Source organism: Sphingomonas sp. BL-S-28, from assembly GCF_055521515.1.
Genome location: NZ_CM145483.1, coordinates 570,254 through 582,689 on the forward strand (window position 1 = coordinate 570,254; position 12,436 = coordinate 582,689).

General features: G+C 65.6%; 8 protein-coding genes. 6 read left to right on the forward strand and 2 right to left on the reverse strand.

What is annotated here, in order from left to right:
* Positions 1-28: 28 nt before the first annotated feature.
* Genes ACZ1JC_RS02430 through ACZ1JC_RS02440 form a run of 3 tightly spaced genes read left to right on the forward strand, consistent with a single transcriptional unit; the run spans position 29 to position 5,110 of the window.
* A complete protein-coding gene (locus ACZ1JC_RS02430; protein WP_465139492.1) occupies positions 29-1,588 on the forward strand; it encodes a tryptophan halogenase family protein in 1,560 nt (519 codons plus the stop codon).
* Positions 1,585-3,048, forward strand: a complete 1,464-nt coding sequence (locus tag ACZ1JC_RS02435) for a tryptophan 7-halogenase (RefSeq protein ID WP_465139491.1) — start codon at positions 1,585-1,587, stop codon at positions 3,046-3,048. Before ACZ1JC_RS02430 ends, ACZ1JC_RS02435 begins: the two co-directional genes overlap by 4 nt.
* Before the next feature lie 31 nt (positions 3,049-3,079).
* Positions 3,080-5,110, forward strand: a complete 2,031-nt coding sequence (locus ACZ1JC_RS02440) for a glycoside hydrolase family 97 protein (RefSeq protein WP_465139490.1) — start codon at positions 3,080-3,082, stop codon at positions 5,108-5,110.
* Positions 5,111-5,263: 153 nt separating this feature from the next.
* On the opposite strand, the gene ACZ1JC_RS02445 is transcribed toward ACZ1JC_RS02440, so the two are convergent.
* Entirely contained in the window at positions 5,264-7,489 is a 2,226-nt protein-coding gene (locus ACZ1JC_RS02445) for a TonB-dependent receptor (protein WP_465139489.1), read from the reverse strand.
* A 419-nt stretch (positions 7,490-7,908) separates the two neighbouring features.
* On the opposite strand from ACZ1JC_RS02445, the gene ACZ1JC_RS02450 reads away from it, so the two are divergent.
* Positions 7,909-9,624: a methyl-accepting chemotaxis protein gene (locus ACZ1JC_RS02450; RefSeq protein WP_465139488.1), complete on the forward strand. Its 1,716-nt coding sequence runs from the start codon at positions 7,909-7,911 to the stop codon at positions 9,622-9,624.
* A 22-nt stretch (positions 9,625-9,646) separates the two neighbouring features.
* Here ACZ1JC_RS02450 and ACZ1JC_RS02455 read toward each other — a convergent pair whose 3' ends face one another.
* The gene (locus tag ACZ1JC_RS02455; RefSeq protein ID WP_465139487.1) at positions 9,647-10,234 is read right to left on the reverse strand and encodes a cysteine hydrolase family protein; all 588 of its coding nucleotides are present in this window, start codon (positions 10,232-10,234) and stop codon (positions 9,647-9,649) included.
* A gap of 63 nt (positions 10,235-10,297) precedes the next feature.
* On the opposite strand from ACZ1JC_RS02455, the gene ACZ1JC_RS02460 reads away from it, so the two are divergent.
* Entirely contained in the window at positions 10,298-11,077 is a 780-nt protein-coding gene (locus ACZ1JC_RS02460) for an NUDIX hydrolase (protein WP_465139486.1), read from the forward strand.
* Between the two features lie 11 nt (positions 11,078-11,088).
* A complete protein-coding gene (gene pncB, locus ACZ1JC_RS02465) occupies positions 11,089-12,393 on the forward strand; it encodes a nicotinate phosphoribosyltransferase (RefSeq protein ID WP_465139485.1) in 1,305 nt (434 codons plus the stop codon).
* The last annotated feature ends 43 nt before the right edge of the window (positions 12,394-12,436 follow it).

Here is a 12,436-nt window from a genome sequence, read left to right on the forward strand (position 1 = left end):
GCGGCCCCTTTCCTGACGGGAGGACCGCGTGAACACGAAAACACAGGATCGGCAGCCGGCGGGGCCTCTTCGGGTCGTCATCCTCGGCGGCGGCACGGCCGGATGGATGGCGGCAGCGGGTCTCGCAAGCCAGCTTCCCGCGAACGACTACACGATCACACTGATCGAATCGGACGAGATCGGCACGGTCGGCGTCGGCGAAGCGACGCTGCCGCATATCAAGCAATTCAACGACATGCTGGGGCTGAACGAAGCCGAAGTGCTGCGCGCCACGCAGGCGACGTTCAAGCTGGGAATCGAATTCCGCGACTGGGACCGGCCCGGATCGAGCTACATCCACCCCTTCGGCACTTTCGGAGAGCCATGGGGCGGGATCGCCTTCCAGCATCACTGGCTGAGAGCCAAAGAACTGGGCCGCGATCCCGGCTCGCTGGAGGCCTATTCCTTCGCCGTCATGGCCGCGCGGGCAAACCGCTGCGCCATGCCTGATCCTGATCCGCGCGCGATCGCATCGACCTTCAGCTACGCCTATCACTTCGACGCCGCGCTCTATGCCGGATACTTGCGCGACTGGGCCATTGGCCAAGGCGTGACACGCATCGAAGGCCGCATGTGCGCCGCCGAGCGCGACGGCGACAGCGGCGACCTGCGCGCGCTCACCCTAGCCTCAGGCCAGCGCATCGAAGGCGATTTCTTCCTCGACTGCTCGGGCTTTCGCTCGCTGCTGCTGGGGGGTGAGTTCGGCGTGGAGTGGGAAGACTGGTCGCACTGGCTGCCTTGCGACCGGGCCTTCGCCGTGCCCAGCGCGCATGGCGAGGCGTTCCTGCCCTATACCCGCGCCACCGCGCGGCTGGCGGGCTGGACCTGGCGCATTCCGCTGCAGCACCGCGTCGGTAACGGCTATGTCTTTTCCAGCCGCTACATCGACGAAGACGCCGCGCGCGAGGCCCTGCTCGCCGGGCTGGAGGCAGAGCCCTTGGCCGAACCGCGCCTGCTGCGCTTTGCCCCCGGCCGACGCCTGCGGACGTGGGCCGGCAACTGCGTGGCGATCGGGCTGGCGGGCGGTTTTCTGGAGCCGCTGGAATCGACCAGCATCTTCCTGATCCAAGCCGCCGTCACCGACCTTGCCCGGCTGATGCCGCGCAGCCCCGGATGCACGGATCCCGCGCTCGTCGGGGAATTCAACCGCCTCTCCGACCTGCAATATGCGCGTATCCGCGATTTCCTGATCCTCCACTACACCGCCAACCGCCGCTTCGGTGAGCCGCTGTGGGACCATGTCCGCGCCATGGAACTGCCCGACACGCTGGTGCACAAACTGGACCTGTTTCGCAGACGCGCGACCCTGCCCGACTATCGCCACGGCCTGTTCTCCCGCGATAGCTGGCTTTCGGTGCTGATGGGCCAAGGCATCGAGCCGGAGGCGTTCGATCCACTGGCGCAGACCATTCCGGCCGATGCCCTCACCGCCCGGCTCGACGATCTGCGCGCGCGGATTGCCATTGGCGTCGCCGCTATGCCCGACCACGCCCGCTTCGTGCGCGATTACTGCAACGCCGCGCCGGCCCGCGAAGGACTGCCCGCATGAAGCGTCTGGTACTCGTCGGTCACGATGCCCCCCTGTGGCTCGCCGCCGCCGTGCTGCGCCGCGCGCTGCCGCCGGGTTTGATGGACCTCACCCTGATCGCCCTCCCCAACCGGGACGGCGCGGCGAAAGTCCATGCCACGCAGCCGCCGCTGGAAGCGCTGCACGCGCGCATCGGGCTGGACGAAGGCAGGTTGCTCGCCGCCACGGGCGGCACTTATTCGGCCGGGCAGAACGTGGTTGGCCCCGGTTCGCGGCCGTTCTTCCATGCCTGGGCCGCCTATGGCGCACCGATAGAGGGCCACGCCTTCTTCGCGCAGTGGCTCCGCGCGCGGGCCGATGGGCTCGATGCCGATCTGCAGCAATTCTGCCCCAGCGCCATCGCTGCCACCAATGGCCGGCTGATGCTGCCGAGCGCCGAAAGCGCGCGGTTCGGCCGCTGCGACTATGGCTATCACTTGCCCGCGCGCGCTTACGCCGCCCTGCTGCGCGCGCATCTTGGCGAACTGACGGTCCACACCGCCAGCAAGGTCGATCCGGTGCTGACCGAAGACCGGGAAATGATCGCCGCCGTTCGGCTGGATGACGGCCAATGCATCGCGGGCGACCTGTTCATCGATCTCACGCAGGATGCGGTGCTGCTGCGCCACCTACCGTTCGCTCGGCGGATCGCGGCGGACGCCCCGGCCACGCGGATGCTCACCGCGCTAGCGCCGCCCTTCACGCGCATTCCGGCATTTGCGGAACTGCGCGCCGGGCCTGAAGGTTGGCTGCGCCTGAAGCCCACCCGCACCGCGAGCGCGGCCGAATATGTCTTCGACGCCGATGAGGACGACGGCGCTGCGCTAGACGCCGCCACCCGCCTGGCCGGCTGCGCAAGGCTGGAGAGCGTCTCCTTCCACGCGCAGGACGGCGTGCGGTTCGAGGAACCATGGCTCGCCAACTGCATCGCCATGGGCCGCGCGGCCGAAACCTTCGACCATTTCCACGATGTAGACCTGCACGCCCTGCAACTCGGGCTCGTCCATTTCCTCTCGCTACTGCCGACGGGGGACGGCTTCGCGGCCGAGCGGGCCGAATACAACCGCATCATGGCCTCCTCCTTCGCCCGGATCCGCGATTTCCAGCATGCCTTCCGCGCGCTGGCACCGTGGCCCGGCAACTTCTGGGAACAAGGCCGCGCCGTGCCGGTCTCCGCCGACCTCTCTCACCGCGTGGCCCTGTTCCGCGCGCGGGGGGAGATCGCCCCGCGTGAGGACGAAAGTTTCTCCGAAGACAGCTGGCGCGCGATGTTCACCGGCCTTGGCCTGACGCCCGAGACATGGCCACCCGCAGCAGACCGGCTCGATCCTGCACAATTGCGCGATGGGCTGCGCACCATGCTCCGCTTCATCCGCGACGCCGTTGTGGCGCAACCCGACCATGGCCGGTGCCTGCCCCCTGCCGCACCTGCCGCCATCTGACCCCCTTTCAACAATGGAAAATGGAACCCCGATGATCCTGCGCACCGCGTTACTCCTCAGCGCGCTCGCCGTGCCCCTTTCGGCCCCTCTTGCCGCCGAAGCGCAGCAGCGCGCCTGTGCGCAGTCGCCGGGCAAAGTACTGGAAGTCTGCGTCGAAGTGCGTGACGGTCGCGCGACTTACGAAGTATCGCGCCGGGGCCAGCAAGTGCTCGCCCCCGCCACGCTGGGCCTTGGCTTCGCGGGCGAGGCACCGGTGCGCTACTCCGCGCTGTCGGATGTCCGCACCGGCACTGTGGACACCAGTTGGGAGCAGCCGTGGGGCGAAGAACGCCTGATCCGGGACAACCACTCGGAACTGGGGCTTACGCTCACCGGCGACACCGCGCTCAACCGCCACGTGGGCGTGACGTTCCGGATCTTCGATGAAGGCATCGGCCTGCGCTACGACTATAAGGACGTGCCCGCTGGCCAAAAGGTCGCCGTGGTCAGCGACGGCACGCAGTTCCGCCCTCAAGGCCATTACACCGCCTGGTGGTACCCCGCGCTGGGTCAGGAGCGGGACGAGTACCTTTACACCTCCACCGACGCCCGCCGCATCACCACGGCCGAAACGCCGCTGACGCTGGAACGCGACGACGGCCTTTACCTCTCCTTCCATGAGGCTGCCCTGGTAGACTGGCCCAGCATGTTGCTGGCAGGCGACGGCGCGGGAACGCTCTCCGCCCGCCTGATGCCCTGGCCCGACGGCACGTTGGCGTGGAAGACGGGGCCCTTCTCCACCCCCTGGCGCACCATTCTGATCACCGATTCCATCGGCACGCTGGCCGACAGCCGGATCGAACTGAACCTCAACGAACCCAACAAGCTGGGCGACGTTTCGTGGTTCAAGCCGGGCAAATACATCGGCGTCTGGTGGGAAATGCACCTGAAGCGCACGACCTGGGCCAGCGGGCCGCAGCACGGCGCCAACACCGCCAATGTCGAACGCTACATGGATTTCGCCGCGAAGTACGGGTTCGACGGCGTGCTGGTCGAAGGCTGGAACAAGGGCTGGGACGGTGATTGGACGGTGGAGGGTGACAAGTTCAGCTTCACCCAGGCCTATCCCGATTTCGACATGGACGCGATCGCCGCCTATGGCCGCCAGCGCGGCGTGCGCCTGATCGGCCACCATGAGACCGGCGGCGCGGTGGAGAACTACGCGCGCCAGATGGACGCCGCCTTCGATCTCTACAAGGCGCACGACGTGGGCGTGGTGAAGACCGGTTATGTCCGCCACAGCGGCAACATCGTCGATGCCGACGGCGGCCTGCAGTGGTTCGCCGGGCAGTACATGGTCCGCCACGATCTTGCCGTGGTCGAAGCCGCGGCCAAGCGCCATATCGCCATCGACACGCATGAGCCGGTGAAAGACACCGGCCTGCGCCGCACTTACCCCAACTGGATCAGCCGCGAAGGCGCGCGCGGGCAGGAATACAACGCCTGGGGCGATCCCACCAATCCGCCCGAGCACATGACCATCCTGCCCTTCACCCGCCTGCTGGGCGGCCCGATGGACTTCACCCCCGGCATATTCGACATCACCCGTGGCGGCATCGAACTGACACGCCGCGTGCAGTCGACGCTGGCGGTGCAACTCGCCGAATATGTCGTGGTCTACAGCCCCGTGCAGATGGCGGCGGACTTGCCCGAGAACTACGAGAAGAACCCCGGCGCCTTCCAGTTCATCCGCGACGTGCCGACCGACTGGGAAGTGACCCGCACCCTGCAGGGCAAGATCGGCGACTATGTCGTGGTCGCCCGCCAGCAGCGCGGCGGCAAGGACTGGTATCTCGGCGCGATCACCGATGAGACCGCGCGCACGCTGCCCCAGAAGCTGGACTTCCTGACGCCCGGACGCCGTTACGAGGCGCAGATCTATGCGGATGGCCCCGGCGCGGATTACCGCACCAAGCCGGACGCGCTGACTATCACGCGCAAAGTGGTGACGGCGAAGGACTCGCTGGACCTGAACCTTGCCCCCGGTGGCGGCGCGGCGATCCGGTTCCGCGCGCTGGACTGATCCGCTGACAGAAAAAAGGGAGCATGGCCCTAACGGTCATGCTCCCTTTCAAGGTGTCCCGAACGATGATGCCCTGCGCGCTCAAGGGGGACTAGAGGAGGAAAATGCACCCTCTTCCGCGCAGGATCGTTCGGAAACTCAGAAGTTCACGCCTCAGAAGTTTACGCTGGCCCGCACGCCATAGGTACGCGGCGGCTGGAACTGGTAGTTGTCGGTGAACGACACGAAGTTCTGCTGTGCATAGGCCAGCACGTTCTTGTCGAAGATGTTGCGCACGAAGGCCTGGATCTTCCAGCCGCCCGAACCCGGCTCATAGCTGAGCGAGGCATTGGCCAGGAAGAAATCGTCCGATTCCACGTCCTTCAGGTTGAAGGCGGAGAAATAGAGGCTGGACGAATATTTGCCGTCCACATGCGCGGTCACCTTGCCGCTGCCCACGGCGAAGTCCTGATCGATCGATCCGGTAACGACGAAGCTGGGCGCGTTCGGCAGGCGGTTGCCGCTGATGTCCACCGGATCGCCATTGCCGTCGTTGACCACGATGTCGTCGCCGAACTTGGTGTGCAGATAGGCCGCATTCAGGCCGAGGCGGGTGTGTTCGGCCACCAGCACCTTGGCTTCCGCCTCGACGCCAATGATCTCCGCGCTGCCGACGTTGAAGGTGCCGCTGCCGCCATCGATCACGCTGGAAGTCTGCGAGGCCTGATACCCATCGTACTTCGAATAGAACACGTCTGCGTTCAGCTGCAGGGTGTTGCCCATCAGCGAATTCTTGGTGCCGATTTCGAACGCGTCCAGCTTTTCCGGGCCGTAGGGCACCGAAGCCGCGCTGCCGTTCGAGTTGAAGCCGCCCGACTTGTAGCCGCGATCGTACTTCGCATAGATCAGCGTATCGGGCGTGGGGCGATAGTTCAGGCCCACGTGCCAGGTCGGCTGGCTTTCGCTGAGCTTGCCGTCACCCGGCGTGGTCAGCGTCAGGCCCGGGGCGAAGGGGCTGGCCAGTGCGGGCAGGAACAGCACGGCCTGGCCGGTGCGGGTCTTCTTGTCCCACGTGTAGCGGCCGCCCAGGCTCAGTTCCAGCTTGTCGGTCAGGTCGTATTCCACCTGCCCGAACACCGCCTGCGAGCGGGTCTTGATGCGGTAGTCGAACTTGATGCCGTACTGATCGGGCTGGCCCAATGCCTCAAGCGGACCGCCGGGGGCGAAATCGCCGGTCATGTCCAGATTGTAGAGCCCGGAATCGACCGTGTTGTCTTCCTGGAACCGGAAGTAACCGGCCTGGAAGAACAGGCGCGATGCGGAATCGTTGCTGATGCGGAATTCGTGGTTCCAGGTCTTCGGCGTCTCGCTCTGGCGGAACTGGCGATTGGCCGGATAGGAGGGCCCGGTGGCGTCCAGCACGTTCTTCCAGTGCTGTTCGTCATAGCCGCCGGCATAGACGAAGTTCAGCTTGCCCGGCGTTTCATAGGCCAGTTCCCAGCGCACCCGGTCGCCTTCGAGGCGGGTGGAGGTCAGCGTATCGTTGGGGAACGGGTCGAGATTCTTGAACGAAGGCTTCGGCCCGCCCAGCGTGGACTTCAGCTGCGCATCGCCGTTCACCTTGCGGGAATCGTGCTGGTAGGAAACCCAGGCCGAGAACCCGCCGTTCTGGTATAGTGCCTGCAGGCGGCCCGATGCGAAATCCTCGTCGTCACCGTCCTTGGCCGGGCCGTCCAGCTTGCGATAGCCGTCATGGGTGATGAAGGTGCCCGATGCGCGCACCGCGAAGTGATCGCTGATGGCGACGTTCGCGCCCATCTCGCCAGTGAAGGCGTTGTAGTTGCCGACTTCGACCGTGCTGTAGCCGCCATTGGTGAAAGTGGGGCGGTTGGTGATGATGCTGATCAGGCCGCCGGTGGAATTGCGGCCGTTCAGCGTGCCCTGCGGGCCTTTCAGCACCTCGATACGGGCAAGGTCGTACATCGACGCATTAATCGAGAAAGGACGGTTGGTGTAGAACCCGTCGCGCGCGATGGGCACCGAGGGATCGCCGATCTCGGTCACGTCGGTGGAGGCGATGCCGCGGATCGCGACATAGGCCGCACCGGCGGAGGGCGAGATGTTCACGCTGGGATCGATCGCCGCCAGATCGCGCACCGAAGAGATGCCGGCATCGCGCAGGGCGTCGCCCGAATAGACGTTGAGCGCAATCGGGGTGTCCTGCGCGGACGATGCGGTGCGGTTGGCGGTGACGATGATCTCGCCGAAGCCGCCCTGTTCCTGCTGCGGCGCCGTGTCGGCAGCCTGTGCGCCCGAAGCGGCTCCAGTAGCGGCCTGCGCATTGGCGGCCACAGGAGCGGCCAGCGCGGACGTCGCAAGAAGCACGAATGCCAGTCTCATTTCTCTCTCCCTCCAGGGCGGCGTCCTGTTTCGGACCCGCCTTTATAAAACCGGAATACGCATTCTAATTACGGAGCGAATCGGATCGCGTCAAGCGGGGGAATCGCGGCTGGGCGGGAGGGGCGGGTTGCAGGCGCACAATGCAACTGGACCAAAAGAAAATTTCGCCGATGGCGCACAACGCGCAGACGCTGCAACGTCTCAAAAAACGTGCTTATTTACAGCGTGATAGAATGAGATCGGGGTTCTCCAGCATTCAGCGGCTTACCCAATTTCTCCCCGCAAACACCCTCTCGGCATGTGAATTTGCTGCACCTGCGAACCATTGGGATCGTGCGCGGCCTATAACGATTGCATCAGCACCAAACCCCCAAGACCCGCGGCCCCGTCCTGCCAGCCCCCTCAGGATCTGCATCAAAATGACCCGCCTTCACGCCTTCATCTCCCGCCAGTATCTGTCGACCAAAGTCACCCTGATGGCGGTCACCGCCCTGGTACTGCTGGCCGCCATCCTGTTCGTTGGCACCCGCATCATGCTGGTCGACAGCGCCCGCAAGCAGGGCTCGGAACAGCTCGATTCCAACATGCGCGTCGCCTGGAACGTGCTCGAAAGCCAAGGCAAGGGCTACAGCCTGCGCGGCGGCGCGCTTTACGCCGGTGACACCCGGCTGGACGGCAACGACGCCGCCGTGGACCGCATCAAGGCGCTTGTCGGCGGCACCGCGACGATCTTTGCGGGTGACACCCGCGTCGCCACCAACGTCAAGAAGGACGATGGCACCCGCGCGGTCGGCACCCGGCTCGATCCCGGCCCGGCGCGCGAGGCGGTGCTGGGCCGCGGCGAGACCTATCGCGGCGAAACCCACATTCTCGACAAGCCCTACTTCGCGGCATATGACCCGATCCGCGATGCGCAGGGTCAGGTGATCGGCATACTCTATGTCGGCGTCCCCAAGGACAGCTTCTACGCACAAGTGGACCGGCTGGGCTGGAATATCCTGCTGATCGCGCTGGTGCTCACCGCCCTCTGCGCCGCCGTCTGCATGCGCGTGGCCAAGCGCCTGTTCCAACCGCTGGAAACCGCCACCGAAACGATGGCCAGCCTCTCACGCGGGCAGAACGACATTGCCATCGCCGATACCGAAAGGCCGGACGAGATCGGCAATATCGCCCGCGCCCTGCTGGTATTCCGCGACGCCGCCATGACCAAGGAACAGGCCGACAGGCAGCAGCGCGAGGTGGTGGAAACGCTTGCCGCGCGGCTGGAGCGTCTGTCCTCCGGCGACCTGACTGCCGAAATCGGGCAGGCATTCCCCGGATCCTACGAAGGCCTGCGGGTGAACTACAACTCCGCACTGACCGGGCTGCGCGGCCTGATCGGCGCCGCCACGGCTAGCACCCATGCGATCCGCGGCGGCTCCTCCGAAATCGCGCAGGCATCCGAAGACCTCGCGCGCCGCACCGAGGCAAGCGCCGCCAGCCTGGAACAGAGTTCGGCCGCACTGGTGGAGATCGACCAGCGCCTGCGCGCCGGCTCGAACTCCGCGGCCAACACAGTCCTGCGGGCGGATCAGGCCATGACCACGGTCGATCACGGCCGCGACGTTGCGGCGCGTGCGGTCAACGCGATGCGCAGCGTGGCTGACAGCGCGCAAGACATCGACAGCGTGATCGAGGGACTGGACAAGATCGCCTTCCAGACCCGCGTGCTCGCCATGAACGCAGCCGTGGAGGCCGGACAGGCAGGCGAGGCAGGACGTGGCTTCGCAGTGGTGGCCGATCTGGTCTCCGCGCTGGCAATCCGTTCGGAAGAGGAGGCGCGCAGCGCGCGCGAACAGCTTACGCTCACGCGCACCGGCATCGTCACCGCCGTTTCCGCAGTGGAGAGTGTGGACGCTGCCTTTGTCGGCATTGCGCAGGACATGGGGCAAGTTCGCACGCTGCTTGGCGGCGTGGCGGAAGGGAATGCCGCCGCGTCGAACTCGGTCAGCGAGGTCACGTCCGCGATCGGTGCCATGAACCTTGCCACCCAGCAGAACGCCGCAATGGTGGAACAGGCCTCCGCCGCCGCGCGTAGCCTGACGGCGGAAGTCGATCGCCTTGCGGATCAGGCGGCGAGCTTCAAGGTGGCCTGATTGCGGCCGAACGCGGAGCCGGTTAGGCCACCAGTTGCACTTCGCCTCTGGTGGCGAGATCGTCGGCCACGGCATCGATCCCGTGAACGATGCCGCGCGTCAGCCGCTCCGGCAATTCGACGGTGAAGCCGCGCGCGATCAGCCCTTCTGCCGCCCAGCGCACGCAGAAGTCGGCGGCGACGCCGACCACCGTCACCCGCGTGACGCCCCGGCCGGCCAGCCGGGCAAAGAAGTCGTCCCGATCGACGTCTTCGCCGCCGTTGAGCAGGCGGATGCGCAGCCCGGATTCCTGCCACATGTCAAAAACAACCTTTTCCAGCAGGTAAACCGGGATTTGCGCAGGGATGGCGGCCGGGTCGAGTACGCTCTCCCACCCGTCCGTGCCCCGAACGCAATGGATGGGGAACTGCGACGCCTCCGACGAACCGGCGTAGAGCTCGGGAACATGCGTGTCGAAAGTCATCAGCACGCCCGCCGTTTCCGCCGGATCGAGCGCGGCCAGCCATTGTCGCATCGGATCGACGATCGCCTCCGCATCGGGCACCCGCAAGGCGCCCGATGCCATCACGAAGTCGCGCTGCATATCCACCACGATTACGAAGCCGGCCATCGCACATCTCCATCCGCCTCTCCCATTGACTTATATTCTATACGCACATAAGTAAAGTGCATCTTGGATATAAGCCTAGAAGGCGGATCGGTTGCGATGGCGGAAAGCCTGACCAGTATGGACACCTCCCCGTTCGACAAGGACGCCTTCGATCGTCCCTCGGTCGCGGTGGATCTTGTGCTGATGTCGGTGATCGACGGCGTGCCCGCCGCGCTGCTGATGCGCCGCATGGAGGCGCCTTTCGCTGGATCCTGGGCGCTTCCCGGCGGCTTCGTGCGCATCGATGAAAGCCTGGACGATGCGGCCCGCCGCGTGCTGGGTGACAAGGCGCACATGGCCGGCGCCTACATGGAGCAACTCTATACCTTCGGCGCCACCGCCCGCGATCCGCGCACGCGGGTAATCGCGGTCGCCTATTTCGCGCTGCTGCCGCCCGATTGCTTCGCCGCCGCGCTCAAGGGCGATCCAGCTCTGACACTGGCTCGCCTCTCCCCCACACCGCAGGTCTCCCCCGCACCGCAGGGCGTGACGGCGGCAGGAGAGGACGGCCCGCTTCCACTCGCATTCGACCATGCCGCCATTCTCGATCTGGCAATCCAGCGCCTGCGCGGAAAGATCGACTATTCGCCGATCGCTTTCGCGCTGCTGCCCGAACGCTTTACCCTTCGCGCCTTGCAGGACGTGCATGAGGCGATCCTGGGCACGCCGCTCAATAAGCCCGCCTTCCGCCGCCGCATGCTCGATCGCGGCTGGCTGGAAGCTACCGGCGAACGCGAAACCGGATCCTCCTTCCGCCCCGCCGAACTCTTCCGCTTCCGCCCCTCCCCAACCGTTACCGGCTGAACAGGTTACCCATGGTCTATACCGACATCGCCACGCGCACCTACAACCACAACTGGCGGCTCGATCCGATCGTACGCAGCCTGCTCGATACCGATTTCTACAAGCTGCTGATGCTGCAGATGGTCCGCCATCTCTATCCGGACGTCCACGCCACGTTCGAACTGATCAACCGCACGAAGACGGTCCGCCTGGCCGAAGTGATCGACGAGGACGAACTGCGCGCGCAATTGGACCACGCGCGGTCGCTGCGGTTCGGCAAGAAGGAACTGATCTGGCTGGCGGGCAACAGCTTCTATGGCAAGCGGCAGATGTTCAGCCCGGATTTCATCGCATGGCTCGGCACCTTCCAGCTGCCCGAATACGAATTGCGCAAGGTGGATGGGCAATACGAACTGCGCTTCCACGGCCCCTGGACGCACACGATGATGTGGGAAATCCCGGCGCTGGCCATCGTCAACGAACTGCGCTCGCGCGCGGCGATGCGCGGACAGGGACGGTTCGCGCTGGACGTGCTCTATGCCCGCGGCAAGGCGAAACTGTGGGAGAAGGTGGAGAGGCTGAGCCAGTTGCCGGACCTTGTGATCTCCGACTTCGGCACCCGTCGCCGTCACGGTTTCCTGTGGCAACGCTGGTGCGTGGAGGCGCTGAAGGAAGGGCTGGGATCGCGCTTCATCGGATCGTCCAACGTGCTCCTGGCCATGGACGCCGATCTGGAGGCGATCGGCACCAATGCGCACGAACTGCCGATGGTGCTGGCCGCACTCGCCCCCGATGACGCGGCACTGGCCGCCACGCCGTATCGCGTACTGAAGGACTGGCAGGACCATTATGCCGGCAACCTGCTGGTCGTCCTGCCCGATGCCTTCGGCACCGCTGCCTTCCTGCGCAATGCGCCGGACTGGGTGGCGGACTGGACCGGCTTCCGCCCGGACAGCGCCCCGCCCATCGAAGGCGGCGAACAGATCATCCGCTGGTGGCAGGAAAAGGGCCGCGACCCGCGCGAGAAGCTGCTGATCTTCTCCGACGGGATGGACATCGACAGCATAGAGGCGACCTATCGCCACTTCCACGGCCGCGTGCGGATGAGCTTCGGCTGGGGTACCAACCTCACCAACGACTTCCGCGGCTGCGCGCCATTCCCCACCGAAGGGCTCGATCCGATCTCGCTGGTGTGCAAGGTGGTTGAAGCCGATGGCCGCCCCGCCGTGAAGCTGTCCGACAATCCCGCCAAGGCGACTGGCGACCCGGCCGAGATCGAACGCTACCTGCGCGTCTTCGGCGAGGCGGGACGGCATGCCGCCGAAGTGACGGTGTAGACGGGCTCCACTTCAGGGTTGCTTAGCTTTTCCGCCCTACTTC